The sequence below is a fragment of the Pseudomonas sp. TWR3-1-1 genome (genome assembly GCF_049896545.1).
Classification (GTDB): domain Bacteria; phylum Pseudomonadota; class Gammaproteobacteria; order Pseudomonadales; family Pseudomonadaceae; genus Aquipseudomonas; species Aquipseudomonas weihenstephanensis.
Genome location: NZ_JAFCUO010000008.1, coordinates 14,373 through 40,916, shown reverse-complemented (window position 1 = coordinate 40,916; position 26,544 = coordinate 14,373). Strand labels below are relative to the sequence as shown.

Annotated in this window: 19 protein-coding genes; 7 read left to right on the top strand and 12 right to left on the bottom strand. The window is 59.0% G+C overall.

Annotation, left to right across the window (positions count from 1 at the left end; all coding sequences use genetic code 11):
* Positions 1-121 precede the first annotated feature (121 nt).
* Positions 122-1,027: a DMT family transporter gene (locus tag ACP7A4_RS17060; protein WP_426247840.1), complete on the top strand. Its 906-nt coding sequence runs from the start codon at positions 122-124 to the stop codon at positions 1,025-1,027.
* Between the two features lie 85 nt (positions 1,028-1,112).
* Positions 1,113-7,562 carry an NEL-type E3 ubiquitin ligase domain-containing protein gene (locus ACP7A4_RS17055; RefSeq protein WP_426247839.1) on the top strand — a complete coding sequence of 2,150 codons (6,450 nt, stop codon included), beginning with the start codon at positions 1,113-1,115 and terminating at the stop codon, positions 7,560-7,562.
* 45 nt (positions 7,563-7,607) lie between these two features.
* Here ACP7A4_RS17055 and ACP7A4_RS17050 read toward each other — a convergent pair whose 3' ends face one another.
* Positions 7,608-8,597: a 2-hydroxyacid dehydrogenase gene (locus ACP7A4_RS17050; RefSeq protein ID WP_203303920.1), complete on the bottom strand. Its 990-nt coding sequence runs from the start codon at positions 8,595-8,597 to the stop codon at positions 7,608-7,610.
* Between the two features lie 112 nt (positions 8,598-8,709).
* A complete protein-coding gene (locus ACP7A4_RS17045) occupies positions 8,710-9,642 on the bottom strand; it encodes a LysR family transcriptional regulator (RefSeq protein ID WP_059761910.1) in 933 nt (310 codons plus the stop codon).
* A 220-nt stretch (positions 9,643-9,862) separates the two neighbouring features.
* On the opposite strand from ACP7A4_RS17045, the gene ACP7A4_RS17040 reads away from it, so the two are divergent.
* From ACP7A4_RS17040 to ACP7A4_RS17025, 4 genes are all read left to right on the top strand, one after another.
* Positions 9,863-11,374, top strand: coding sequence for an efflux transporter outer membrane subunit (locus ACP7A4_RS17040; protein ID WP_426247838.1), 1,512 nt, complete (start codon positions 9,863-9,865; stop codon positions 11,372-11,374).
* 112 nt (positions 11,375-11,486) lie between these two features.
* Complete coding sequence (locus ACP7A4_RS17035; RefSeq protein ID WP_426247837.1) at positions 11,487-13,673, top strand: FUSC family protein; 2,187 nt, start codon at positions 11,487-11,489, stop codon at positions 13,671-13,673.
* Positions 13,663-13,863: a DUF1656 domain-containing protein gene (locus tag ACP7A4_RS17030; RefSeq protein WP_016781859.1), complete on the top strand. Its 201-nt coding sequence runs from the start codon at positions 13,663-13,665 to the stop codon at positions 13,861-13,863. Before ACP7A4_RS17035 ends, ACP7A4_RS17030 begins: the two co-directional genes overlap by 11 nt.
* 10 nt (positions 13,864-13,873) lie before the next feature.
* On the top strand, positions 13,874-14,758 hold the full coding sequence (locus tag ACP7A4_RS17025; protein ID WP_048363219.1) for an efflux RND transporter periplasmic adaptor subunit: 885 nt from the start codon (positions 13,874-13,876) through the stop codon (positions 14,756-14,758).
* A gap of 82 nt (positions 14,759-14,840) precedes the next feature.
* On the opposite strand, the gene ACP7A4_RS17020 is transcribed toward ACP7A4_RS17025, so the two are convergent.
* Positions 14,841-15,236 (bottom strand): DUF4440 domain-containing protein, encoded by a 396-nt coding sequence (locus tag ACP7A4_RS17020; RefSeq protein ID WP_203303918.1) that lies wholly within the window; start codon positions 15,234-15,236, stop codon positions 14,841-14,843.
* Between the two features lie 14 nt (positions 15,237-15,250).
* Positions 15,251-16,453 carry an MFS transporter gene (locus ACP7A4_RS17015; RefSeq protein ID WP_203303917.1) on the bottom strand — a complete coding sequence of 401 codons (1,203 nt, stop codon included), beginning with the start codon at positions 16,451-16,453 and terminating at the stop codon, positions 15,251-15,253.
* A 109-nt stretch (positions 16,454-16,562) separates the two neighbouring features.
* Here ACP7A4_RS17015 and ACP7A4_RS17010 point away from each other — a divergent pair, with 109 nt between their 5' ends.
* On the top strand, positions 16,563-17,447 hold the full coding sequence (locus tag ACP7A4_RS17010) for a LysR family transcriptional regulator (RefSeq protein WP_426247836.1): 885 nt from the start codon (positions 16,563-16,565) through the stop codon (positions 17,445-17,447).
* A 14-nt stretch (positions 17,448-17,461) separates the two neighbouring features.
* Here ACP7A4_RS17010 and ACP7A4_RS17005 read toward each other — a convergent pair whose 3' ends face one another.
* From ACP7A4_RS17005 to ACP7A4_RS16970, 8 genes are all read right to left on the bottom strand, one after another.
* Complete coding sequence (locus tag ACP7A4_RS17005; RefSeq protein ID WP_426247835.1) at positions 17,462-18,286, bottom strand: SDR family oxidoreductase; 825 nt, start codon at positions 18,284-18,286, stop codon at positions 17,462-17,464.
* Between the two features lie 27 nt (positions 18,287-18,313).
* Positions 18,314-18,778, bottom strand: coding sequence for a multidrug transporter (locus tag ACP7A4_RS17000; RefSeq protein ID WP_203303914.1), 465 nt, complete (start codon positions 18,776-18,778; stop codon positions 18,314-18,316).
* Positions 18,779-18,925: 147 nt separating this feature from the next.
* Entirely contained in the window at positions 18,926-20,377 is a 1,452-nt protein-coding gene (locus tag ACP7A4_RS16995) for a mannose-1-phosphate guanylyltransferase/mannose-6-phosphate isomerase (protein WP_059761901.1), read from the bottom strand.
* Between the two features lie 108 nt (positions 20,378-20,485).
* Positions 20,486-21,142, bottom strand: coding sequence for an alginate O-acetyltransferase AlgF (locus ACP7A4_RS16990; protein ID WP_059761943.1), 657 nt, complete (start codon positions 21,140-21,142; stop codon positions 20,486-20,488).
* Between the two features lie 31 nt (positions 21,143-21,173).
* Complete coding sequence (locus tag ACP7A4_RS16985; RefSeq protein ID WP_203303913.1) at positions 21,174-22,352, bottom strand: alginate O-acetyltransferase; 1,179 nt, start codon at positions 22,350-22,352, stop codon at positions 21,174-21,176.
* Between the two features lie 12 nt (positions 22,353-22,364).
* Positions 22,365-23,804, bottom strand: a complete 1,440-nt coding sequence (locus tag ACP7A4_RS16980; protein WP_059761899.1) for an MBOAT family O-acyltransferase — start codon at positions 23,802-23,804, stop codon at positions 22,365-22,367.
* A gap of 163 nt (positions 23,805-23,967) precedes the next feature.
* Positions 23,968-25,086 carry a mannuronate-specific alginate lyase gene (locus ACP7A4_RS16975; protein ID WP_059761898.1) on the bottom strand — a complete coding sequence of 373 codons (1,119 nt, stop codon included), beginning with the start codon at positions 25,084-25,086 and terminating at the stop codon, positions 23,968-23,970.
* 8 nt (positions 25,087-25,094) lie between these two features.
* Positions 25,095-26,543 carry an alginate O-acetyltransferase gene (locus ACP7A4_RS16970; RefSeq protein ID WP_059761897.1) on the bottom strand — a complete coding sequence of 483 codons (1,449 nt, stop codon included), beginning with the start codon at positions 26,541-26,543 and terminating at the stop codon, positions 25,095-25,097.
* Between the last annotated feature and the right edge of the window lies 1 nt (position 26,544).

Genomic DNA, 26,544 nt, shown 5'->3' with positions numbered 1-26,544 from the left:
ACGTCTTGCATCCTACTCTGCCGCGTCAGCGCCGCCAGCCCCCGAGCGACAAAAGCGCAAGAATCTGCAAGTGCCTCGGCAGGGCGCGATTCACACTGAAGGTCATCTTCAGGAGCGTGCCATGAACCTATCTTTGTATCTTTTGACCGTGCTGATTTGGGGCACCACCTGGCTGGCGCTCAAGTTGCAGTTGGGGGTGGTGGCGATTCCCGTGTCGATTGTGTACCGCTTCGGTCTGGCGGCGCTGGTGCTGTTTGTGTTGCTGCTGCTCACACGCAAATTGCAGGTGATGACCCGGCGCGGGCACCTGATTTGCCTGGCGCAGGGGGTGTGCCTGTTTTGTGTCAACTTCATGTGCTTTTTAACGGCCAGTCAGTGGGTGACCACCGGTTTGATCGCTGTGGTGTTTTCTACCGCCACGCTGTGGAACGCGTTGAATGCGCGAATTTTCTTCAAGCAAAAAATCGCCCGCAACGTATTGCTCGGCGGTGGTTTGGGGTTGCTGGGGCTGGGTTTTTTATTCTGGCCGGAACTGAGTGCCCACACCGCGACCCCGGACACCTTGCTCGGGTTGGGCCTGGCCTTGCTCGGTACGATGTGTTTTTCGGCGGGCAATATGTTGTCGAGCCTGCAACAAAAGGCCGGGCTTAAACCGCTGACCACCAACGCGTGGGGCATGCTTTACGGTGCCAGCCTGCTGGCGCTGTACTGTGTGTTCAGCGCCATTCCCTTCACCATGGAATGGAACACGCGTTACATCGGTTCGTTGTTGTACCTGGTGATACCGGGTTCGGTGATTGGCTTTACCGCGTATTTGACCCTGGTCGGGCGCATGGGGCCGGAGCGGGCCGCCTATTGCACGGTGCTGTTCCCGTTGGTGGCGCTGAACGTGTCGGCCTTCGCCGAAGGCTATCAATGGACAGCACCGGCCTTGGCGGGGCTGGTGCTGGTGATGCTCGGCAACGTGCTGGTGTTTCGCAAACCCAGGCGTGTCCTGCCCGACGACAAGGCGGCCCAGTTGGCGTAACGGGGTTGAGCGAGGTAGTACATATCTAACGTTTTAAACCGGGTCAGGTCGTTAATCTCAAGGTTTACCACCCAGAGTACGGCCTATGAACCCGTCAGATAATGAAGCTCTCTCCCTGTTTACCTCTGCGTCAGAATGGGTAGATGGCCGTGTGCTGGATAGTTTGCGTCAGTCAATCACGGGTCAACTGGCCTCACTCACACAGGCCGAGCAACTTCGATACCGTCAACTGGTGCGTCAGCATTTGGCGGCGTTAAAGAACCTTGAAAACGAAGACAGCGCGATCAAGGAGGCATTTAAAACCCAAGGCACGGGCTTGATCCGGGCTCGGCTGTTAGCGCTGACGGGCAAAGACCTGGACCCCCATCAAGTCTTTATACACACCCGGTTTCTCGCCCTGCCACAACGCTCTTCTGCGTTGGCGACGCGATTAAAACGCTCTGTCGCAGCGCCGCAGGATGGCGGTGAAGCAGAGGTCTTGCCTGAGCCGCAGGCGATTCGAGATGAACATGCTCCCCTGGTTCATGTGCTTAGCATGAGCCTGTGGCAAGCCGCGTGTGTGAACTTTGGCTTTTTGTCTTATTTCGCCAGTTTCAGAAGTGGCAGTTTGATAAACGCCAGCTATATCAATGCCTCTGCCGGGACCGACTTGCGGCAACCTCAAATTCCCGAGTCCATTGATTCAACCTCAATCATTTCCGTCAGAACATTTGTTGACGTGGCACGTGAGCTGAATCTGGGGGTCAAACTTCGCGAGCAACTTGAAGCGTCAATGGCCGAAGGTGCTGTGTTGCAGACGCTTTTGCGCACCTATACAAAAGCCCACCTACAGTTTTGTTTGCTGGACTTATACCGAAGGTCCGCTCGCCCCCCCAGCGTGCGCGCAAATATCCGGGCCCTGAGTGAAGTGCTTGATCACCCATTGGGCCGTTTGCGTGTTACGCCAATTGTGCTGACAAAAAAATTCAAAGCCTCGGAGTATTGGCTGGGTCATGGTTTTCGTGTGCAAACCGGACTGACTCTCTCGAATCGTCCCGCGCCTGAATTTGAGTGGGAAGAGCATCACATTCATATTCCGCTCTATCAGATTGAGTACGTGGGCGGGCAGGGTCTGTTCAGCTTTTTTCCGGGGCGACCCGACGGCGAGTTGCGTTTGCACGACAGTCAAAGTCATTTGATTGCTGATTTCAGGGCGCAACTGCTCAAGGCGCGGGCTGACAATACGCTGGGCTGGTTTGAAGCGCATTTGACCGCTCCCTTCTACGAGAAGCTGACCGCGGTTATTCCTGACGTCATTGACGCGACCAACTTCAACTTCATTGGCCGACTGCCCCACCTCAAACGTGGCTGGATCCCCTTCGACGAATTGGGCTTCAAGCCAATGAGTGTCCGTACGTCGCTGGAAGATACGCTGCACACCTTCACCTGCGAGCAATACCTCTACCGCCTCAAGCAAATGGCGGTAGAGAAGTCGGTCAAGGACTGGGAGGACGTGAGGACGGTGGCCAGCGTATTCCTTGACGAAGTGTCGAGCCTCTTATTGATACCGGTCCCCGGCGCCACAAAGGGGTTATCGCGGGCGATTCAATTTTTGTTTCTCGGGGCGACCGCCCGCAGTGCATTCAGCGCATTGCAGCAAGCCAGTCAGAGCGACTCTGCGGGGCTGGCACAGACGCTGGTCGATGCGCTGGATATTCTGATTACGCCATGGTTGAACTCAAAGGCAGGCCGACTGGCACACCGCAGGCAGTTAAAGCTGTTGCACAGCATGGGGCAGCCCCGACCCTATGTTCGCAGTGACGGGACCACCGATGTATGGATGAGCGACCCCGCCCGATTTGCCCCCGTGCCTCAGGACGTCACTCAGAATATGGCGCTCGATGAGCGCGGCATTTACCGGCACGAGGCGCGTGATTATGTATTTCTCGAAAAAGACGGGCGCCAATCGGTCGTGGAAGTTGTACGCAATCCGGATGGCACCTGGCGCGCGATCACCAGCGTAAATGCGGCGTCATATCGGCCGCAGGTGGAGTGGGATGCCACGCAACAGCGTTGGTCTCTCAAAAACTATGACCCAAGCAATTTAAGCGATGCTCAGTTTTTATCCATGCTCACCCCTGGTTTGACTGAGCAGTCGGCCCAGGTCGCGTTGGGTATCAGCGCTGTGACGCGAAGCCAGTTGCAAGGCATGTGGGCAGGAGATGCGGCCCCGGCTTCGCTGGCGGATGCGGTGACCAGGGCCCTTGCAGACACGTTGCTTGAACGTTGCGCGCAACGTTTAAGTCATGATGTGCAGTCTTCCTCCGTCATTGAGCGGCCTGTGCTGGCGCTAATGACCCAACTCGACGATTGGCCTAAAGACAAGCGTTTGCGTGTGTTTGATCACGACGGCCATTTGAACGATACGTATGGACAGTCATGGCGGGAGGGCAGTGCTTCAAACACGTTGGACATCAGGCGTCTGGATGATGGCGTGCTGGTATTGAACCGGCCTTCGGTGTTGAAAGCGTTTGATGAGGTTTTTTTTAGCGCAGTCATCCGGGAACTCTCGTTACCGATCACTAAAACGCAGATGGTCACGTTACTCTCGACACAACTCCAAACCCATAAGGCCGCATTATTTAATGCCCTGACCCTCAACGCTGATCGCCTCCCGGCGAGCGGTGTGGCCAGTAGCCTGGACCTCAACTTCCTTGCGCTGGAGTCGCCAAGAAAGGCACCGCCGTTACCCGTCATGCACCGGCTGCGGGATTTGCATGCGGGCCTGTCACAGGCTCGATGTGGCGAATTGATACGCGCTTATCCCGAGCTTGTACGCTACATGGCCCACCTTGATGAGAGCCGTGCACCGCGTGTCGCCTCTGAGGTTTACCACCTGCCTGACACGCTATACAACGCGATCCGCCAGGCCATCTTCACGGCCCGTGTCGAACGCATGCTGGATGGTATTTACCACCCGCGGGCGTTTAACCCGGATGTCGATCAATGGTCGCGTATCGTCAGCGCAGGTTTGATCAAAGAGTGGCTGGGTGCTGATCTGATCATTGACGTGAGCGGTATAGACGGGGGGGCAGCGGCCTACAGGTACAGCAACACGGCATGGGTGCTCACCGCCCATGGTCAAGGCAAGTACTCGGCATATGACACCCACACCTATGCGCCTATCCCGGCGATAGAGGGCCCGGACAGTTTTTTTGAAGCTTTGATCGCAGGGTATAAAGCCTCCCCGGTACACGACACACGGCTCAGCGATTTTTTATTGACGGCACACGGCTGGCGCACATTTGTGTGCAAGCGGCTTATGGCACAACGATCAGCGCAGGGGTTCCTTGATCCCAAGCGCCCGCAGGTCAAGAGCTATGCATTAAAGGACCCACGCGCCGTAGCGGATGTCCGCCCTGACGCCCAAGGCAGGTACACCCTCAATAATGCCCCGGCCATCGTCATTGACGGTCATTGCTATCAAGTGCAATCGCCATTCAATGGCGTTGTCGCCTCAATCATTGATGCCACCTGTTTTGCCAAGGCACCGATACGTGCGTATGGCAATGGTGCTGGCGCATGGCGCCATCAATTTGAACGGCCTCTGGAGTGGGACGGACAGTATTTGTTCAGGCGCCTGGGGTATGGCGCCTCGCACTTTGACGCCGATCAAATCACGGCCATTTTGCACACCAGCGGTACGACTGAAGAGAGGCTGAGGCGAGTACATGTCAACGACGAACAACCCCCGCCGTTACTGCTCGATACACAGCAACGCTTCAAGCTCGTACGCAGCCTTGAAATCTTGCTGTCCAAGCGGGCGAGCGATGCTGAGGGTTCCTTTTTCAATGACATCAAAAACGCGTTTGAAGGGCCGGAACAGCAGGGCGTGATGGCGCCTTTAACCGTCGAGCAGTTACAGGCATTCAGGCCGTTACTAAAACCGGGTGAGCGCTTTTATGACGTACTGAGCCAAACCCCGGATGACGTGGTGTATGCGCACGTGCTTTACCACCATTTGACGCGGTCTGAAGGCCTCGTGACGCCTGTTCTGTTCGACCTCATCGCTGAGCTTTCCGAGCGCCAGCCTGACCCTTCGGTGGCGTTAATCATGCGTGTGTTCCCAAGCCTGCCAGGCTGCATCGCCACAGACCTGGTGCAGAGTGCGAGCCCCTTTGAACGGGCCCAGATGAAAGAGCAGGGGCGGGTGCCCTTGCGCCTGGCGCAAGAAGCACGATGGTATGCGCGCGAGCTACGGATCAACCGGGCCATTGAAGGCTTTTATCTACCGGGCCTGCAAAATAACGACAGTGTGAAGTTAATGATGCACTGGCTCGCAAAGCATCCAGGGTGGCCAGCCAGCGTCAAGATCAACGTGCATGAGGGCTCTCCTGGCGGGACCTTGATCAGTACGTTGGGGCCTGACAGTGCGGCTGTGCAGGTTACGATTTTGAAAACACAGCAGGGCTGGCACGCATCACGGGCTTCAGATAACGCTGAGAGTGTCCGGGGGCACGATTTTTTCAGCGTGTTGTTGGCGGCCCTGCCCACTCACGAGCGTCAAGCATTGGGTTATACCGATGAAAGCGCAGCCGTATTGCTCAAGGAGCAGTTGACGTTAAAAGCTGCCGAGAATCGTGATTCGGCGTTTCAAGCCCTTGGCATGGTTTTACCTCAACCGTGGTTTTTGCCTCCCCGGCGATTGGCCGACGGGCGTATCGGCTACACACTCAGTGGCCGGGGAGAAGCAAGCGAGCGTTGGTTAGGCGACCTTCCATTAATCAGGCGCTATCAAAACCTCTACCCCGCCAGCCCCCCAGACGAGGCGCAGCGGGCCATTAACAGGATGCGTGAACGCAGATTGAACATCGGCGCCGAATTTACTCGACTCGAAGCCGAGTTCACGGTGTTGGAGCAGCAACTCAAAGAATGGGTGTCACACACGCCTGACACTCAGACGGGGGATGCAGGTACCCGCAATCATAAGGCCGGAGTTGCCCAAGCACTGGTGCGCGCGTGGCGTAAAGAAACCCCTGCCTTTACGAATGAAGCCGGGGCGATTGTGGGGTACACCCTGGTGCTGGAAGGAACACGGGTTGCCACCTTGCCGGTCCCGACTGCGGGCTTTGGGCATATCAGGCAGTTGGTCCTGAACGATTCGCGGGTGGGTGCCGGAGTGGGGCTGGGGGTGAATGAAAATATCAATCAGTTCCTGCGTTGCTTCCCAAAGTTGAGCGTATTGAAAATGGAGCGCTGCCTCCTGTCGGGCTTTCCTGAGGCCATTGGCCAGCTTGAAAACCTGATTGAATTGTCACTTTCCTACAATGCTATCCGTTTGGATGAAGCCAATCTAAACGCGTTAACCAGGCTGGTCAGGTTGCAGCGTCTGAACCTTAAAGGCTGCAGGTTATCGACAAGATTCGATGCTCGAAATCTGACCGCCTTGCGCGTATTAAACCTCGCCAATACCGAAACGGAGACCTGGCCACTGGGTGTTTTGCAATTGGCCCACCTCACGCGCCTGGATTTAACCGATAACCACATTCGCGTGCTACCGCCCGCTGTACTGCAAGGTTCTGAGGCCATCAATCGCATTACCTTTTTGCAAGGCAACCGGTTGGAACCTGCCGCTTTGCGTGAGTTGCACGCTTACCAGAGACGCACCGGTATCAGTTTTGGCCTGCATCACATTGCCGATCACCCGTCACTGCTGCCGTTTGACCGCCAAGTCTGGCTCAATGGGCTTGATCCACGCGTAAGGACAGTCCGGCAGCAGGAATGCGAGTTGCTGCAAGCGGATCCCCAGGCAGAGGCCTTTTTTGAATTGCTTGGCCGGTTGACCACTACGGCTGACTTTACCAATGCCCCGCACGATCTGGCCCTGCGTGTTCAGTCACTGCTCCACGCAGCCGCCCTTGACGAGGGCCTGCGCAGCGCACTCTTTGAGTTGGCAGCCGAGCCCAGGCAGTGCTGTGATTCAGTTGCGATGCTATTTAGCAGGCTGGAGCTGCAAGTACACGTCAGTGCTGCCCTGGCCTCTGATGATCCGGTGCAGGCTGAACTCAATCTTGCGCGCCTCATACGCGGGGAGTTTCGCGGGCATCAGCTGGATCGCCTGGCAGGCGAGGAAGTGAGAAAAAGAGGCGGGGCCGAAGCGGTGGATGAGCTTGAAATAGCCCTTTTTTACCGACTTCAATTAACCGATGAGTTGCAGTTGCCAGCGCAACCCAAACACATGCGGTTCAATACCCTTGGCGCCGTAGAAACCCATGTGATTGAACGGGCGCGAGATGCTGTGCTGGTCCTGGAGGGGGGCGAGTTGATGATCCATTACATGACCCTGAATCAGTTTTGGGTCGGCTTTTTGGAGACGCGTTACGCCGATCAGTTTGAGGCGTTGAATAGCGCAAAGGCTGAAATTGATTTTGAGGCAATGGGCGATATCGAGAATGAGCGCTACACCGCGACCGTGGACAACTTCGAGAGTTGGAAGCGAGAGCGCCAGGTCTTGCTTAATGGCTTGACTCACTCCGCGCTGGCCAGGCTGACGTGATTTAAACCAACCCCGGCGCCTTGATATCAAGGCGCCGCAACCGTATCAGGCTGTCCACACCTGCGGGTTCACCAGATCCTGCGGACGCTCACCGAGCAATGCGCTGCGCAGGTTAGCCAGCGCGCGATTGGCCATCGCTTCGCGGGTTTCATGGGTGGCCGAACCAATGTGCGGCAGGGTGACGGCGTTCTTGAGCTGGAACAATGGCGATTGAGCCAGTGGCTCTTTCTCGTACACATCCAGCCCGGCACCGCGAATCGTAGCGTTTTGCAGGGCCTGGATCAGCGCCGGTTCGTCCACCACCGGACCACGGGAAATGTTCACCAGAATCGCGCTTGGCTTCATCAGTGCCAATTCGCGCTGGCCGATCAGGTGTTTGGTTTTGTCGCTCAATGGCACCACCAGGCACACGAAATCAGCTTCGGCCAGCAGTTGGTCGAGGCTGCGGTATTGCGCGGCCAACTCCTGCTCAAGCGCCGTCTTGCGGCTGTTGCCGCTGTAGAGGATGGGCATGTTGAAACCGAAATGGCCACGGCGTGCCACAGCGGCGCCAATGTTGCCCATGCCGACGATGCCCAGGGTTTTACCGTGCACATCGCACCCGAAAAGAGCGGGCGGAACGCTGGCTTGCCATTGACCGGCCTTGGTCCAGGCGTCGAGTTCAGCCACCCGGCGGGCGCTGCTCATGATCAGGGCGAAAGCCAGGTCGGCGGTGCTTTCGGTGAGCACATCCGGGGTGTTGGTGAGCATGATCCCGCGCTCGTTGAAGTAATCGACGTCGTAGTTGTCGTAACCCACCGACACGCTGGACACCACCTCCAACTGTTTGGCGTTTTCCAGTTGCTGGCGCCCCAATTTGCGGCCGACGCCGATCAAGCCATGGGCGTGAGGCAGGGCGTCGTTGAACTGCTGGTTGATATCGCCGAGTTTGGGGTTGGGTGCGATGACGTTGAAGTCCTGTTGCAGGCGCTCGATCATCTCGGGGGACACACGGCTAAAGGCGAGAACAGTTTTTTTGGTGCTGGGAAGGCTCATCGGAACAAGACTCATCGGCTGTCGGGAATGCAAGCACGCTAACATTCATGGCTGAAGATTGCAGCGCCTCAACCCCTCTCCCGCAGGAGAGGGTTGGGGTGAGGGCCGCGACTCAGCTATATGTCGCGAGTTCTGTCTGGTGCGCGGTCAAGATTTCTGGCAACGAGCCACGCAGGTATTCCACCCACGTCTTGATCTTCGCATCCAGGTATTGGCGCGACGGGTAGATGGCGTAGAGGTTCAGTTCATGGGAGCGGTATTGGGGCAGCATGCGCACCAGTGTGCCGTTGCGCAAACCGTCGATAGCCGCATACACCGGCAACACGCCCACACCCATGCCACTGGTGATCGCGGTTTTCATCGCGTCCGCCGAGTTGACCAAAAACGGCGAGGTGTTGATCAACACCATTTCTTGACCTTCAGGGCCGTCGAACACCCATTTATCCAGCGGAATCACCGGGCTGACCAGCCGCAGGCAGGCGTGGTTGAGCAGGTCGCTGGGCTTGGTGGCGGTGCCGTTGGCTTTTACGTAACCCGGCGAGGCGCACACGATGCTGTAGGTAATGCCCAGACGCTGGGACACAAAACCCGAGTCCGGCAGTTCGCTGGCCAGCACGATGGACACGTCATAGCCTTCGTTGAGCAAGTCCGGCACGCGGTTGGCCAGGGTCAGGTCGAACGTCACGTCCGGGTGGGTCTTGCGATAGCGCGCAATGGCGTCGATCACAAAGTGCTGACCGATGCCGGTCATGGTGTGTACTTTCAACTGCCCGGCAGGACGCGAATGAGCGTCGCTGGCCTCGGCTTCGGCTTCTTCTACATAAGCCAGAATCTGCTCGCAACGCAGCAAATAACGTTTACCGGCCTCAGTCAAAGCGATGCGCCGGGTGGTGCGGTTCAATAGTCGAGTTTGCAGGTGGGCCTCAAGGTTTGAGACCGCGCGCGACACGTTGGCGGTGGTGGTATCCAGCATGGCGGCGGCGGCCGTAAAACTTCCGGCTTCGGCCACGCAACTGAACGCGCGCATGTTTTGCAAGGTGTCCATGGGGTGCTCTCAGAGGGCAATAAAAGGGACAGCAACAAAGTAGACAGCAACAAATTGTGACATGAAGTTTCAGTGTTTACCGAGGGTTATGCATTCGACCAACGGATTATCCTGATAACGGTAATAAAGATTCACAGTTATGCCAGCTTATCGTTGCGCCTGCCAACCCATAGACTTATCCGACTCAAGCCTCCTTCCCCTCATGCAGGAATTTGCAGCAGTGCCGCGTCGCATCAGCAGAGAGCTTAAAGCCCTCAGTGTTCTGGCTTTATCGTTAGCATTAAACGGCTGTATCGGTTTTGGTGGCATCGGTCCCAAAAGCCAGATGTTGACCGCCAATACGTTGGCCACTGACGAGGCGATTGCAAGCGCCGCGAAAGACGCAAACTGGCCCAAAGCCCAATGGTGGCATGCCTATGGCGACCCCCAGCTGGATGCCTGGATCAGCTTCGCGGTGCAGGGCAGCCCGAGCATGGCCATGGCCGCCGCCAGGGTGCGTCAGGCCAAGGCGATGGCGGGCGTGGCCGAGTCTGCCGAGTCGTTGCAGATCAATGCTGACGCCACGCTCAAACGCCATAACTGGCCGTCCGATCAGTTTTATGGGCCGGGCGCACTCGACAACTCCACGACCTGGGATAACAACGCCGCGCTGGGCTTGAGCTTTGCCCTCGACCTGTGGGGCCGCGAAAGCAATGCCACCGAACAGGCCGTGGACATGGCCCACATGAGCGCCGCCGAAGCGCGTCAGGCCCAGCTCGAATTGCAGAACAACGTGGTGCGCGCCTATATCCAGTTGTCGCTGCATTACGCCCAGCTTGATATCATTGAGTCGACCCTGCACCAGCAGGAACAGATCCTCGACCTGGCGCAAAAACGTCTGGACGGCGGCATCGGTACGCACTTTGAAGTCAGCCAGGCGCAGGCGCCGTTGCCCGAAATTCATCGTCAGATCGACGCTCAGGAAGAAGAAATCGCCCTGACCCGTAACCAATTGTCAGCACTGGCGGGTAAAGGGCCGGGTGAAGGTGCGCGCTTGAAGCGTCCAACGCTGGCGCTGGGCACCGCCCTCAATTTGCCCTCGTCCTTGCCGGCCGAGCTGCTGGGTCAGCGCCCTGACGTGGTCGCCAGCCGCTGGCAAGTGGCCGCACAAGCGCGCGGAATTGACGTCGCCCACGCCGGTTTTTACCCCAACGTCGACCTGGTGGGCAGCATCGGCTTTATGGCCACGGGTGGCGGCGCACTGTCATTTCTGACGGGTAAAAAGCTTAACTACAACGTCGGCCCGGCCATCTCGTTGCCGATCTTCGACGGCGGTCGACTGCGCTCTGAACTGGGCGTGGCTTCAGGCGGTTATGACATGGCCGTGGCCAAGTACAACCAAACCCTGGTCACCGCGCTCAAGGGCATTTCCGATCAATTGATCAAGCGTGAGTCGATGGAAAAACAGCAGGCCTTCGCCGTTGAGTCGGTGCAAGCAGCGCAAAAAACCTACGACATCGCCATGGTCGCCTTTCAGCGCGGCCTGACCGATTACCTCAACGTGCTCAACGCCCAAACCCTGTTGTTCAAGCAGCAGCAAATTGAGCAGCAGGTGCAGGCAGCGCGCCTGAGTGCTCACGCTGAACTGGTGACGGCGTTGGGTGGCGGTCTGGGGGCAGGCAACGATGTGCCCAAAGACGACCGTTACGTGCCGGACAAACCGCCCGCCGTGATGGCGATTTTCAACCCTTAACGATCGGATGAAGAACCCCCGTAGGCGCTGGCGCTGGCTGCGATCTTTTTATGCTTGGATCCCGGCCTGCAACAGCCCATACCCCCTGATGGCTAATTTTGAGAGCCTGTAGATGAACCATTTGCCCGCCCCGGTACGCTGGCTGTATTCGCTGGAATGGCGCCGGGGCTTTTTTGACTGGGTCCGCAGCGATGGCGTGACCTGGGTGCATATCTTCAAAGTGCTGGTCGCAGCGTTCTTGACCCTGTGGCTGGCCATGCGCCTGGAATTGCCGCAACCGCGTACCGCGATGATCACTGTGTTCATCGTGATGCAGCCGCAAAGCGGCCAGGTGTTCGCCAAAAGCTTCTACCGTTTTTTAGGCACCCTGACCGGCTCGGCAGTGATGGTGGCGCTGATCGCCTTGTTCGCGCAAAACACGGTGCTGTTTCTCGGTTCAATGGCGATCTGGGTCGGTCTCTGTTCGGCCGGTGCGGCGCGCTGCCGTAACTTTCGTGCCTATGGGTTTGTGTTGGCCGGGTACACCGCCGCGATGGTGGGCTTGCCTGCGCTGGCGCATCCCGATGGCGCATTCATGGCGGCGGTGTGGCGGGTGCTGGAAATCTCCCTCGGCATTCTTTGTTCGACGGTGATCAGTGCCGCGATCCTGCCCAAAACCGCAGGCGCGGCCATGCACAACGCCTTGTACCAGCGCTTCGGCGTGTTCGCCGGTTTTGTGGCCCAGGGTTTGCGCGGCCAGTCGTCCCAGGAAGACTACGAAGCCAGCAACGTGCGCTTTATCGGTGAAAGCGTGGGCCTTGAAGGCATGCGCAGCGTGACCGTGTTTGAAGACCCGCACATGCGTCGGCGCAGCGGTCGCCTGAGCCGCCTCAACAGTGAGTTCATGGCCATCACCACACGCTTCAACGCCTTGCACCAGTTGCTCGCGCGGTTGCGCAGCCGGGGCGTGGTGCAAGTGGTGTCTGCCATCGAGCCAGAGCTGGAACTGCTGGCGCAACTGCTCGACACCTACAACGCGCGCTCGCTCACGGACAAAGACGCCGCCTTACTGGCCGAGCAATTGGCCGCGTTCAAAGCGGGCCTGCCCGAGCATGTGCGCAGTTTGCGCGTTGAATTTCTGCAAACCGAGCCAAGCCCTTCGGACTTTCTGGACTTCAACACCGCTTATGAACTGCTGTACCGGTTTGTCGACGACATGCACAGCTACGCGCTGACCCATGCCTCGCTGGCCGACCACACTCACGAACGGGAGCGCTGGGACCAGCCGTTTATTTCGCAAACCAACTGGTGGTCGGCGGCAGCGTCGGGTATTCGCGCGTCGTTCATTTTGGTGGTGCTGGGCACGTACTGGGTCATGACCGCCTGGCCGAGCGGCGCCACCATGACCTTGATTGCGGCGGCGACGGTGGGCCTGTCTGCCGCCACGCCAAACCCTAAACGCATGGCCTTTCAAATGGCCTGCGGCACGTTCATCGGTGCGCTGGTGGGTTTTTTCGAGATGTTCTTCGTCTTGCCGCACATCGACGGCTTCCCGTTGCTGTGCCTGGTGCTGACGCCGGTGATCATGTTCGGCTCATTCTTGACCTCGCGGGCCAACTACGCGGGCGTGGGGCTGGGGTTGTTGATCTTTTTCAGCACCGGTTCGGTGCCGGACAACCTGACTATTTACAACCCGTACCAGTTCATCAATGACTACATCGCCATGGTGATTGGCATGCTGGTGTGCGCCGCCGCGGGCGCAATCATCCTGCCGCCCAACAGCCGCTGGTTGTGGAGCCGCCTGGAGCAAGACCTGCGTGAGCAAGTGGTGTACGCCATCAGCGGCAAGCTCAAAGGTTTGAGTTCCACCCTTGAAAGCCGCACCCGCGACCTGATGAACCAGGCGTATGGCTTGGCCGCTGGTCAGCCCAAGGTGCAACGCGAGCTGCTGCGCTGGATGTTTGTCGTGCTGGAAGTGGGCCACGCGATTATTGAGCTGCGCAAAGAGCAGGCGATTCTGCCGATTCACCCAGCCTATGCCGAATCTCAGCCTTGGCGACAGGCGATCCGCGTCATGGGCCGCGCCCTGGTGCGACTGTTTATCAGCCCCGGCGAAAGCAACCTTGAACGCGCCCTGATCGCCGTTGACCACGCCATCAGCCGCGTGCAGGCCACCGACGAACCCTTTGCCCGCAACTTCGACACCTCGGCGCTGGTGCGGGTGCAAAGCTACCTGCACTTCATTCGTACCTCACTGCTTGACCCGCAATCGCCACTGGCGGCCTACGCGCAGCCGCAAGGACTGAACCATGCCTCGTGAAATCGCCTTCCACGGCGTCTATATGCCCACCATGACCCTGATGTTTTTTATCGCGGCGGGGTTGGCGTGGGGCTTTGACCGACTGTTTTCCGGCTACGACCTGTACCGCTTCTTCTGGCACCCGGCGCTGCTGCGCCTGAGCCTGTTTGCTTGTCTTTTTGGCGCCATGGCGCTCACTGTTTACCGTTGAGACCGATCCGATGAAAAAGTTCTTCAGCCTGCTTGCCACCTTGCTGGTTTTGGCCCTTGCGATATGGATCGGCCGAACCCTGTGGGTGCATTACATGAACACCCCCTGGACCCGCGACGGCCGCGTGCGTGCCGACATCATTAACGTGGCGGCCGACGTCAACGGCTACGTGGTCAACGTGCCGGTCAAAGACAACCAACTGGTGAAAAAGGGCGACGTGCTGCTGGAAATCGACCCCGAGCACTACGAAATTGCGGTCAAACAGGCTCAGTCGCTGGTGGCCTCACGCAAGGCCACGTGGGAGATGCGCAAGCTCAATGCCCATCGCCGGGCGGACCTGGACAACTTGGTCATCTCCAAAGAAAACCGTGACGACGCGAGCAACATCGCGGACTCCGCATTGGCCGATTACCAGCACGCACTGGCGCAACTGGATGGCGCGCAGCTCAACCTCAAGCGCACGCGTGTGCTGGCGACGGTCGATGGTTACGTCACCAACCTCAATGTGCATCGCGGTGACTATGCGCGCATCGGTGACCCGAAAATGGCCGTGGTCGATAAAGACTCGTTCTGGGTGTACGGCTTCTTCGAAGAAACCAAGTTGCCGCATATCCGCGTGGGCGACAAAGCTGACCTGCAAATGATGAGTGGCGAAGTGTTGAAAGGTCACGTCGAGAGCATCTCGCGGGGCATTTATGACCGTGATAACCCTGAGAGCCGCGAGCTGGTGGCTGACGTCAACCCGACATTCAACTGGGTGCGTCTGGCGCAGCGGGTCCCGGTGCGTATCCACATCGACGAAATTCCGGACGGCTTCTTGCTGGCGGCGGGCACCACCTGCACCGTGATCGTGCAGCAGGATGAAGTTGACGCGCATCCGGGACATTCTTTGTAGTCGCTGTCGAGGAACGAGGCGGCGATCACCAGTGGAAGATCGCCGCCTCGCGCTGCATCTCAGCGACAACTGCGGTGCAGGATCAAACCGCGCAGAAGGTTTCATGCAAATGGCGCCATAGCACGTTGCCTGCCGCGTCCACTTCAAATGCCACGGTCGCACGCCGATCAGTACGGTTGCCGTTGTGTTCTTCTTGCACCTCGCGGTAACTGACCACCGCGCCGCCTGCGTGCAGGGCAATGCCGTTGAACTCGCTGAGCGTAATGGCCAGACCCGGCCGGGCACCGCGCAGTGGTTCGAACAGGCGTTCTACACCGTCGATGTCCAGGACCTTGCCGTGGGGCGTGATCATCGTAAATTGCGCTGAAAAACGGGCCAGCAACGTCGGCAATATCCCCGGTTGCAGCCCGCTGAACCAGCCTTCAATCTCGACATGGGTTTCTTTTACAAGGTCGAAGTAGCGCGAATAATCAGTCATCACTTTCTCTTGAGTCAGGGTGCCAGCAAGGCCAGCACGCGTGGAGTATCGAGGCGTAACGCAGGCATGAGCGGCACCAGCGTCAACGCGCATCCGATGGCAAAGCATAGGGCAAAGGCGTGGGGCGTCGAGGTGATCGCGGTCAAGGCCGCGAACAGCGCCATCATCAACGCCGGGCCGAGCAGAAAACTCAACTGCCGATTGAGGTTCCACACGGCACTGGCGTGGGTCATGTGCTCGGCAGGTACATCAATAAAGGCGGTGCTTTGTGCGGTACTGCTGCTCAGGCTGCCACCGAACCCCATCAAGGCATACAGCGCCATCGGCAGCAGCGTGTGCCCCGCCTCCAGCTGCATTAACAGCGCGATGCCCAGCGCCTGAGCGCTCATGCCCAGCAGCAATAACGGCTTGGGGCCCACCCGGTTGAATTGATAGCGACTCAGGCCAATGCCCAGGGCCGAAGCCAATGCCCACGGCAACATCAGCGCACCCGTTTGTGCAGGGGTGTAACCCAACTGATGCAAATACAAAATACTCACCAGTTGGGTGCCAATAAAAACCCCCGGAATAAACAGGTACGTCAGCATCGCAATGCGCAGCAACGGGCTTTTGAGCAACTGAGCCATTTGCCTGAATTTGACGGGGGTGGGGCGCGTTGATTGCCCCTTCGCCCTGATCCAGCACTGCGCCAGCAGCAACGCAAGCAGGGCCAGCGGCACATTGGCGTAAAACACCCAGCGCCATGACCGCGCCTCAACCACCCAGCCGCCCAGCGCAGGCGAAAGGGCGGGCACCAGCAGCGCCACCAGCAAAATGACTGAGGTCAGGCGAGCGCGTTCATGGGGGCGAAACTCGCGATACACCATTGCTTGCCCCACCGGGATCAACAACCCGCCCCCCAGCCCTTGCAGCAAGCGCCAGCCAATCAGCGTTTCAATCGACGCGGCCTGTGCCACCCCCCATGAGGCCGCCGTGAACAGCAGCAGTGAAATCAGCAGCAGGCGTTTTTCACCCACCGCCGCCGCCAGCCACACGCTGGGCACAATAACCACGATCAGACCCAGCATGTAGGCATTGCCGATCCAGGCCAGTTGGGTGACAGAGGCGTGCAGTTCCAGGCCGATCTGTGGGTAGGCAATCGAAACGGCAAACATGTTCACCAGATCCAGCGCATAGCCCAACAGGTACACCCCTGCGATTTTGTTGCGATAGGCCATGACCGGCTCCTTGATACGAAGCCGCACAGTAGGTGGGTTTTGCGAATGGAGGAACGGCGCCGACGCTGCTAGATTGTCAAAATTATTTTGACAATGGGCGGCATTCAGCATGGTCAGTCTGGACCGATTCGACACCTTCAAAGCCGTGGTCGAGGCCGGTTCCCTCACTGCGGCCGCCGATTTGTTGGGGCAAACCCGGGCGGTGGTGAGCTTCAATATCAAACGCCTGGAAGCTGAGCTGGGCGTTACTTTACTCACGCGCAACACCCGCAGGCTGGCCCTGACAGAAGCGGGCGAGCGGTTTTATCAGCGCTGCCTGAGCATGCTTGAAGCGGCGCAACTCGCCATTGACGAGGCGCGCAGCGAGCACACCGAACTCAAGGGCACGCTGCGCATTACCACCACGGTGGAATATGCGCTGGCCAAAGTGGTGCCAGCGCTGGAGGTGTTTCGTACCCTGCACCCTGACCTCAATGTGCACCTCTCGACCTCATCGACCCACGCCGACTTGATCTCCGAGCGCTTTGACGTGGCCCTGCGTTTGGGCCGCATTCTGGACTCCAGCCATCGCGCCGTGCAGTTAAGTACATTCGAGATTGTGCCCGTGGCCTCACCGGGCTTTGTGCAGGGCCAGCCGCCCATCGACAGCGTGCATGCCCTTGAGCAAACGCCGTGGCTTGAACATGGGCGCGTCGGGGAGTTGAGTGTGACCGAGGTCGGCACGACCAGCGTGCGGCCTTATCAGCCCAATCCGGGCAGGGCACGGATCAAGGCCGATAACTCGTCGGTGCTGCGTGCTTTTGCACTGACCGGTCAGGGCGTGGCGATCCTGCCTGACTGGCTGATTGAAGACGACCTGCGCGCAGGGCGACTGCTGCGTTTGCTGCCCCACTGGCACTTCACCCGCCAAGGGGTTTACGCGCTGTACCCCGACACCCGTCACCTGCCGCTCAAAGTGCGGGTGTTTATCGACTTCATGAAACGCCATGCCTGATCAACGTAGGGGCGTTATGCGGGCGTGTTCAGGCCAAAGCGTTTCATCAAGATTTTTTGCAGCAACGTGCGCGGCAACAGCGCAGCCAGCAGCGGCATGGCGCGGCTGCCATTGCCGTAGCGCAACAGTGCAGGCGGGCGGGCTTTTTGGGTGGCTTTGAACACTGCGTTGGCAAACGCACTGACCGGCGTGGGGTTGTCTTGCGAGGCCTTGGCGCGTGCGCGAATCCCCTCGCGCATGGGCCACCAGGGCGAGTCTTGGCCAATGTGCACTTCGGCCTGAGCGCTGGCGTTTTTCGCGAAACAGGTGTCAATGGCGCCTGGCTGCACTTCCATCACCCGCACACCAAAGGGAGCCAGCTCCATGCGCATTGCCTCGCTCAAGGCATGCACGGCGGCTTTGGACGCGCAGTAGGCCCCGGCAAACGGCGTCACCAGCACACCGGAAACGCTGCCGATATTGACCACCAACCCACGGTTGCTGCGCAGCGGTTCAAACAACGCCTGTGTCAGGCCGACCACGGAAAATACATTGGTTTGAAACTGCATGTGCAGGTCCGCCACGCCGCCATCGAGCAGGGGCCCCATCGCGCCATAGCCGGCATTGTTGATCAACACATCCAGGCCTTTGCCATGCTGCTTGAGCCGCGCACTCAAACGGTCGATCTCAAGGCTGTCGTTCACGTCCAATTGCACCGCCACAAAGCCGTCGGCCCTGAGCTGTGCCACATCGGCCGTTTTACGGGCCGTGGCCCATACCTCGTAACCGGCCTGTTTGAAGGCATCGGCAAGGGCGCGGCCAATGCCGCTGGAGCAGCCAGTAATCAACACGAGAGGCATCAAAACATCCTTGATAAAGCAAAAAAATCAGTTGGAAAAGCTGCCTTGCAGGCGCTCAGCACGAAATTCGAGGGTTTGCGGGCGGTAACCGGCGCGCAGGGGCGGCACTGGCAGACAGTCTTGCCACACGCCGCCTGCTTGCAGTTCACCCGGCCCACGGTAACGCGGGGCGGTGTACAAATTGTCAGCGAGGTTGACCGTGTCCCCCGGCGCATAAGCGGCCACGCGCCAGCCGAGTGCGAGCAGCGGCACGTCGTTGCCATTGCGCAGGGTCAGGCGCAGGGGGCGATCGGCAGGGCATTGGTCGGGCGCGTAGACCATACGCAGCTCAAGGCGGGCCAGTTGCTGGGCTTCACGGTGATCGAGCCAGGCGACCGAGGCGGCCACGAGGCCCAGTCCCACCAGTGCGGCCATTGAAACCGGCAACGCCTTGGACGGGTAGCGCAACAGAAGAACCAGCCAGGTGATGATCAGTAGAACGCCGATAAGCATGACGCTCGCCTCGCAAAGAGTGGAGGGACATCCTACTCAAGCTTAGGTGGGAATGGCGAATTGGTGATGCGCCAGGTGCGGCCCCTACCCAACCCTCTCCCTGTGGGCGAGGGTTGGGTCAACAGTCAGCCACACCCGATCACCTGTTTACTGGGCAATGGTCTTGATTGAAATGCCGCGCTCAATCGGCGTCGAGCGACCGTACACATCTTCAAAGCGTTCGATGTCGTCCTCGCCCAAGTAGCTACCGGACTGCACTTCAATGATTTCCAACGGGATTTTGCCAGGGTTGCGCAGGCGGTGTACCGAGGCAATCGGAATGTAAGTGGATTGGTTTTCGGTCAGCAAAAACACATTTTCGTCACACGTCACTTCTGCCGTGCCCGATACCACAATCCAGTGCTCGGCGCGGTGGTGGTGCATTTGCAGCGACAGGCAAGCCCCCGGTTTGACCGAAATGTGTTTGACCTGAAAGCGCCCACCCATGTCCACCGAGTCGTACGAGCCCCACGGGCGATACACCTCGCAGTGGTTCTGGGTTTCGCTGCGGCCCTGTGCGTTCAAGGTGTTGACCATCTGTTTGACGCCCTGAACCTTGTCCTTGTGGGCAATCATCATCGCGTCTTTGGTTTCCACCACCACGATGTTGTCCAGGCCAATCACGGACACCAGTTTGCCGTTACCGTGGATCATGCAGTTGGTGCTGTCCTGAATCACCACGTCGCCTTTGCTGACGTTGCCGTTGGCGTCCTTTTCGTTCACATCCCACAACGACGACCAGCAACCCACGTCGCTCCAGCCCGCCGTCAACGGCACCACGCAGGCACGCTGGGTTTTTTCCATCACGGCATAGTCGATGGAATTGTCCGGGCAGCAGGCGAAGGTGGCGTCGTCGATGTCCACGGTGTCGGCGTCTTGCTGGCTGCGTTCAAGGGTCAGCAGGCAGGTGTCGTAGATGTCCGGGTCGTGCTTTTTCAGCTCTTCGAGGAAGCGACTGGCGCGGAACATGAACATGCCGCTGTTCCAGAAATAACCGCCGCTTTTCACGAATTCGGCGGCCCGCTTGGCATCGGGTTTTTCGACAAACGAAGCCACGCGGCTCACGCCTTCGGGCAGCAAGGCATCGGCAGTGGACTTGATATAGCCATAGCCGGTTTCAGGCTTGAGCGCAGGCACGCCGAACAACACCATTTCGCCGCGTTCAGCTGCCACGGTGGCCAGTGCCAGTGCGCGTTGCAGGGCTTTTTGGTCTTCCAGCACGTGGTCGGCCGGCAGCACCAGCATCAGCTCGTCGCGGCCTTCATTGATCAGCATCATCGCGGTCAGTGCCACGGCGGGTGCGGTGTTGCGGCCGAACGGCTCCATCAGGATGCGCTGGGTGTCGAGGTTGCGGTTGGCCAACTGCTCGTTGACGATGAAACGGTGCTCTTTGTTGCACACCACAATCGGTGCGTCCATGCCGTCAAACACCAAACGCTCCAGGGTTTGCTGGAACAGCGTTTGATCGCCGGTCAGGGCCAGAAACTGCTTGGGGAACTGCTTGCGCGACAAAGGCCACAGACGCGAACCGCTACCACCTGAAAGAATTACCGGAATCATGATGTCTCTCCAAAAACTGAAATGGGTTGCTGGCTTCCCTGTAGGCGCCGCCCAAGGCTGCGATCTCTTGATCTTGAAAGCACTTGGCGGCTACAGAGCAAAAAAGGGTTAGCGGGTCGAAACCGGGCGCTTGACCCAGGTCGGTGACACGTTGCTGCCGCTGCCGGTGACGTACAGCACCGCCGCCTCACCGCGCTCAAGAGCTACCGGCTTGAGGTCGCTGACTTTTTTGTCGCCCTCGAACAGCGCGAAGCTGACTTTCACCGGGTTGATTTCACGCTCGCCACGGCCTTGAGCGGCCACGGCCTTGACCACGTCGGTCTTGCCGTCGGCAGTCTTCAAGGTCAGCGCCTTGTCGGTCAGGTTCTGCACCCGTACCAATGATTTCTGCTTGTTCTTGAACGGCGGTTCTTCGATCAGTTGCGGCTGACCGCTGCTGGTGTTGACCAGCGTGTAGTAGTGATCGGCGCTTAGTTTGACGGGCAGGCTGTGGCTGCCGACTTTGGCGCTGTAATCGCCCTGTGGCAGGAAGCTGAAATCGCTGCTGCCTTGCGCCGCGATGTCGTTGAGGGCGGTATTGCCCACGGTGGCGCTGACTTGCTGATTGCTGGCGTTGAACATGCGCACAAAGCTTGAGCCTTTTGGTGCGGTGGGGCCGTACAGGGCGGCATCGCCACCGGCCCACGCTTGCAGTGACAGCAGGCTCATGCCGGCGATCAGCGCGAAGGATTTGGCGAGACGACGTGGAGCAGGTGTGAACGGCAGGGTTTTAATAGTCATTAGTCGAACCTCTCTTTCAGTTTTGCGCCCGGTTGGGCGTCTCGGATTTCGCAGTGTTTTGTGCAAGTTGCGGTTGGCGTGCGCCCGCTTCTTTCAAGGTGGCGACCCACGCGGGGTCGGCGTCACCGATCTCGTTGTCCACGGGCAGGTAACGCTCGGGAAACTCCCAGATCAGCACTTGGGGCGGGGTGTTCTTGAAGGCATCGCTTTTCAGGTAAGCGAGCATCGGCAGGATCGGCCCGTGGCCGTCCTTGGAATCGTTGATCACGTCGCTGCGCAGCGCTTGTTTCAGCGCGCCGACGAAGTTCCAGTTCGGGTTGGCGCTGTAACTGGTGCCCACCAGCGTGACGGGCACTTCGCTGTCGGCGAAAAGCGCGTCTTGACTGTCGGCGACCGTATCGGCGGCGCGGGTGTTGCGTTTTTCCAGCGGCTCGGGCGGTGGCAGCAGGTGGCTGAACAACGGGTCCAGCGGCAGGAAGCGCTCCAGGTCGCCGTTGTGCTGTTCGGTTGTTTGAGCTTGGGTGACAAATTGCTGCGGTTCGCCACTGAGCGGGAACTGGCTGCCAATCGCCGCGGCCAGTTGCTGGGCCGCGACTTGCGCGCCGTCTGGCGTCCAGTGCGTATCGGTGCGCAAAAACACCTGCGCGCCGCCCTGTTTGGCCTGTTGCAGCGGGCCAAGCAAGTCGGGGGCGATGATCTGGCTGGCAGCCAGTTGCGCGTGGAAGTCGCGGTACAGATCGGCATGAATGCGGGCAGGGCGCTGCTCACCCATGTGCTCGGGGTACAAGCGCACTTTGGACGGCACCACCGCCATCACCAGTTTCACGCCATGTTCTTTGAGGGTTTTACGCACCCCTTCGACCAGCGCGTAGTTGTCGGCCACGTTCTGCTGCGCGTTGGGCCACGGTTTGAACTCTTCGTCGCTGAACAGCCATTGATCGCGGCCCAGCACCACGCCGGGACGGCCTTCGTTGAACAGGGTGAAATCCAGCGCGGCCCACAGATTGGTGCCCAGGCGCTTGATCGGGAACTCGTCGTCGTAATGGGTTTCGACGGCTTTGCTCCAATGGCCATTAAGCACAGTGGTTTGCGCTGGCGTGTCAAAGCCGATAAAGCTGCGCAGCGAGACCGCGCCCAAACCCAGTAGCAGGCCGCAGAAGCTGGTGACGTAGACGATGCGTAATGTTCGGTTCATGGTCGGCTCCCCTTAGAACTGGAAGTACAGGAACGGCGAGAAGCTTTGCGCCGAGAGTTTGAAAATCGAGGCCACAAACAACAGCCCGATCACGCTGCGCAGTGCATAACGTGACCAGTCAGCGGGCAGTGTTTGATCCTTGCTCAGGTCCAGTTCTGTGGGCTTGCGGTACAGATCACGCAGGCCGAAGAACGCCAGCGTGAGGTAGGCCACCACCAGCGTGGCGACTTGCAAACCGGTGAGGTTGGCGCGGTTGAGTTCCGACAGCGACCATTCACCAAAGCTGAACATGGCGCTGTACATACGCCCGGCTACGTGCAGGTTTTCGGCGCGGAAAACCACCCAGCCGATGACCACGATCAAGAAGGTCAGTGCCCAGCGGATCGGGTTCAGCGCCCGCGGGTTAGTGTTAAGGCCCAGTGCTTTTTCGATGGCCAGCCACATGCCGTGCCAGGCGCCCCACAGGATGTAAGTGATGTTTGCGCCGTGCCACAGACCGCCCAGCAACATGGTCAGGAACAGGTTGCGGTAAGTAATGAGCGTGCCTTTGCGATTGCCGCCCAGGGTGATGTAGAGGTAGTCACGCAGCCAGGTCGACAGGCTGATGTGCCAGCGCCGCCAAAATTCGGTGATCGACTGGCTGATGTAAGGCTGTTTGAAGTTTTCCATGAAGCGAAAACCCATCATCAAGCCCAGGCCGATGGCCATGTCGCTGTAACCCGAGAAGTCGAAATACAGCTGCGCGGTGTACGCCAGCGCACCGAGCCAGGCATCGCCGGTGGTCGGGTTTTGCAGCGCGAAACAGTGATCGGCAACCACCGCCAGGGTGTCGGCGATAAACACCTTCTTGATGAAGCCCTGCATGAACCGCGTGGCGCCCTCGCTGAATTTATCGAGGGTATGGGTGCGGTTATTGAACTGATCGGCGAGGTCGCGAAAACGCAGCACGGGGCCTGCGATCAAGTGCGGGAAGATCGCGACAAAGGCGGCGAAGTCGATCAGGTTGCGGGTGGCCGGGGTGTCACCGCGGTACACGTCGATGATGTAGCTGATGGACTCGAAGATGTAGAACGAGATCCCGATCGGCAACAGCACGTGGGTGAGGATGAAGGGGTCAAGACCGACCGAACCCATCATCGCGTTGATACTGTCGACGCCGAAATTGGCGTACTTGAAATAGCCCAGAATGGCGAGGTCGACGATGACCCCCAGCAGCAGCCAACGCTGCGCGGGTTTGGTGCGAACACCTGCGGCACCGACTTTGAGGCCGATCCAGTAGTTCCAGACCGTGACCCCGATAAACAGCGCCAGAAAGTCCACGCGCCACCACGCGTAAAACACGTAGCTGGCGATGAGCAATAACAGGTTGCGATAGCGTTGCCCGCTCAAGTAATACAGGGCGAGAAACACCGGCAAGAATAAAAACAGGAACACATTGGATGAAAAAACCATCCTGACCTCTCCGTGTGGACCAACAATAAAGGGCTCAGCCCCCCCAACCCCCCCCCGAGAAAAAGTGGGGAGGTGTACGTCTATCTTTTGCGGTTTGGGTGTCGTTTGATCGACCCTCACCCCACCCCTGAGCCTGCGGAAGAGGTCAGGGGTGGGGACGCTTTCAGCCTTTTTCGTGCGCCGGGTCGTAGACCCTGGTCAGGTCCCCGCCCAGTCGAAAGGTTTTGAACGGCTGCATGCCGCGCTTCATTTCAATCACCTCGGGCGCGCAGGTGTAGAGCGTGCAGAACGGTTCCAGCCAGGCAAACTTGGCGTCGATCTTCAAATCCGTCATGTCTGGTGCTTTGCCGTTTTTAGCTTCAAACGTTTCAGGGTCTTTCACCCCGCTCAACACGCGCTCACCCAAGCGTTTCAATGCCGCGTTGTTTTCGTTGCGCAGGTCCACACCATTGACCTGCGCAAAGCTGGCGATCATCGCCAAGGGCGGCAGGGCGTAGTTGTGATAGGCGAGGGCGCGTTGCTGGCGCTTGAGTTCGTTGGGCAAAAAGCCTTGGGCGTCGACTTGATGAGCGCCGACCTTGAACTCTTTTACCGACCAGTCGAACAGGTCGCGACGGTTGGTGGCGATGGACGTGGCCATCACCGACCACGCAGCCCAGTACGAGTGGTTGTTGGTTTTTTCCAACGGCAGGTTGTCCCAGTCGCTGACCACCTGGTCGGCCATTTTGCTGAACCAGGCTTCGATTTCGCGGGCTTGCTGCGCATGGTGCGCCAATGGCTGCGACGCGGAGAATTTCAGGCGCAAGTACGAGGAGGCCATGCTGCCCAGCGCCCATTTGCGCATCGACTTACCGGTGTGATTGAACTCCTGGCTCATCAGTGCGTCGGCCTGTGCCCACGCAGTCAGCCAGCTCAGGGTGCAGTCGAGCTGCTCCGGGCGCCCGTCACGCATGTACTGCATCACGCGTTTGCTGGTGCCGCGCTCAAGCGTGGTGATGCCGGACGTTGCGTCGCGAAAGGCTTTTTCCGAGGCCACGTTGAGGGTCGAGCGGGCTTTGTCCGAACCTTCGTACTTGCTGCGAAACTCCAGCTTGTCGGTGTACGGCTGGGGCATCGACTCGCAGTCGTTTTTGAAATCGCCGGTCTTGAAGGCTTCGACCGGGGCGTAGTAGCCCTGGGGCGGGCGCAAGGGCGCGGCGGCATGGGCGGTGCTGGCAAACATCGCCAGGCCGAGCAACGTCGGCGCCAGCAAGGTGCGCAAATTGATCGGTGCAGTAGGCATCAGAAACCTCATCGTCCGGCCTGCGCATTGAGCTGCGCAGAGGTGGGGAAAACGTTGCGTTTGCAGATTTTGGCGTCGACTTTTTGTACGTCGCCCGCGTCTTGCGGGCCTTGAATTTCAATGGCCAGCAGGTTCTGGCTGGCCCAGTCTTCATCGGTACGCAGTTCAAAGGCGAAGCGCCCGTCTGTGTCGGACGTGGTCGGTTTGTCGATTTTCAAATCTTCGTGCCGACCGTTCATGTACCAGAGCGTGGCTTGCAGGGTTTTCACCGACGGGTCGGCGAAGCGGATGTCGATTTGGTGATTGGCGTTGCGCAGGTCTTTGTTGCTGCTGTTGACCAGCATCTGGTTTGCGCCCGGTTTGAGCGTGGTGCTGCTGCTCATCAGCGCAGGCTTGCCTTCGCAACCGTTGTCGAGCAGGGCCATCATCTGGCGGTAGATGGTTTCCTGGTCGAGGCGATACAGCGGCGAAAACTCCCAGATCAATACTTTGGGCGGGGTTTTCTGGAATTCGTCGCTGCCCAGGTACTGCAACATCGAGCCTTCCAGGCCGCCGCCGGGGAAGGCGACGTTGAGCACGTCAGCGCCGATGTATTGCTCCAGAAAACCGGCAAAGTTGTAGTTCTTTCCGCTGTGGCTGGTGCCCACCAGGGTGATTTGCGGGTTGCCCGCGTCGCTGAACAGGTCACCGTCAGCCGCTTCGCCTTTTGGCTCGGTGCTGAACTGGTCCATGTACTGCACCGCGTAACTGGTGCCGCACAGTTGGCCGGCCATGTTGTGCAAGGTGCCGGTTTTGCCCATGCGCCCGGTGATTTTGGTTTCGAATTCACGCTGCGGGATGTCGGCAAAGCCCGGCACTTTTTTTACCGTCTGCGCCACGATTTTCGCCGTGCGCCGGGCACCGTAGGGTGTCCAGTGCTGGTCGCCGCGAAAGTAGAAATCGTGGGCGCTGTTGCCCGTGGCATCAGACTCATCGGTCAGGGGCGACAAATCGGGTACGTAGTAGCCCATCTTGGCGAAGCGCCCGAGCATGGCCTGGTAGTTTTTCAGCGCGCTGTCGTAGTCGAACTTATCGCGTTCGGTGGGCATCAGTTTGTTGCGATTGACCAGCCCGCGAGTCGGTTGGTACACCACCACCAGTTCCACGCCTTTGCTTTTGAAGGCGTCGTGCAACTGCTGCATGCGTTTGTATCCGGCAGGCGTGGTGTCAAACTCGGTGCGCAGGTCTTCTTGGGTGCGGAACAACCAGTCGCCTTCAGCCTGCACCAGGGTGGTGAAGTTCTGCTGATAGCGCGTGGTGTAGTTTTTGGCGTCGTGGGCTTCGGGGCACAGGTTGCAGCACGCCTGGGCGGTAAAGGCTGGCGCTTGAATGGCGTCTGCCTGTGCGCCTGCGGCTGCGCCGAGGATGGCGGCTGTCAGGCCCGACAGGCTCAAGATCTTGATCAGATGGGGGGGCATA

Bases quoted from the DNA above. Each gene is read 5' to 3' on its own strand.
- ACP7A4_RS17060 (WP_426247840.1), top strand. From the start codon at position 122: ATGAACCTATCTTTGTATCTTTTGACCGTGCTGATTTGGGGCACCACC.
- ACP7A4_RS17055 (WP_426247839.1), top strand. From the start codon at position 1,113: ATGAACCCGTCAGATAATGAAGCTCTCTCCCTGTTTACCTCTGCGTCA.
- ACP7A4_RS17050 (WP_203303920.1), bottom strand. From the start codon at position 8,597: ATGAGCCTTCCCAGCACCAAAAAAACTGTTCTCGCCTTTAGCCGTGTG.
- ACP7A4_RS17045 (WP_059761910.1), bottom strand. From the start codon at position 9,642: ATGGACACCTTGCAAAACATGCGCGCGTTCAGTTGCGTGGCCGAAGCC.
- ACP7A4_RS17035 (WP_426247837.1), top strand. From the start codon at position 11,487: ATGAACCATTTGCCCGCCCCGGTACGCTGGCTGTATTCGCTGGAATGG.
- ACP7A4_RS17030 (WP_016781859.1), top strand. From the start codon at position 13,663: ATGCCTCGTGAAATCGCCTTCCACGGCGTCTATATGCCCACCATGACC.
- ACP7A4_RS17025 (WP_048363219.1), top strand. From the start codon at position 13,874: ATGAAAAAGTTCTTCAGCCTGCTTGCCACCTTGCTGGTTTTGGCCCTT.
- ACP7A4_RS17020 (WP_203303918.1), bottom strand. From the start codon at position 15,236: ATGACTGATTATTCGCGCTACTTCGACCTTGTAAAAGAAACCCATGTC.
- ACP7A4_RS17015 (WP_203303917.1), bottom strand. From the start codon at position 16,453: ATGGCCTATCGCAACAAAATCGCAGGGGTGTACCTGTTGGGCTATGCG.
- ACP7A4_RS17010 (WP_426247836.1), top strand. From the start codon at position 16,563: ATGGTCAGTCTGGACCGATTCGACACCTTCAAAGCCGTGGTCGAGGCC.
- ACP7A4_RS17005 (WP_426247835.1), bottom strand. From the start codon at position 18,286: ATGCCTCTCGTGTTGATTACTGGCTGCTCCAGCGGCATTGGCCGCGCC.
- ACP7A4_RS17000 (WP_203303914.1), bottom strand. From the start codon at position 18,778: ATGCTTATCGGCGTTCTACTGATCATCACCTGGCTGGTTCTTCTGTTG.
- ACP7A4_RS16995 (WP_059761901.1), bottom strand. From the start codon at position 20,377: ATGATTCCGGTAATTCTTTCAGGTGGTAGCGGTTCGCGTCTGTGGCCT.
- ACP7A4_RS16985 (WP_203303913.1), bottom strand. From the start codon at position 22,352: ATGAACCGAACATTACGCATCGTCTACGTCACCAGCTTCTGCGGCCTG.
- ACP7A4_RS16980 (WP_059761899.1), bottom strand. From the start codon at position 23,804: ATGGTTTTTTCATCCAATGTGTTCCTGTTTTTATTCTTGCCGGTGTTT.
- ACP7A4_RS16975 (WP_059761898.1), bottom strand. From the start codon at position 25,086: ATGCCTACTGCACCGATCAATTTGCGCACCTTGCTGGCGCCGACGTTG.
- ACP7A4_RS16970 (WP_059761897.1), bottom strand. From the start codon at position 26,543: ATGCCCCCCCATCTGATCAAGATCTTGAGCCTGTCGGGCCTGACAGCC.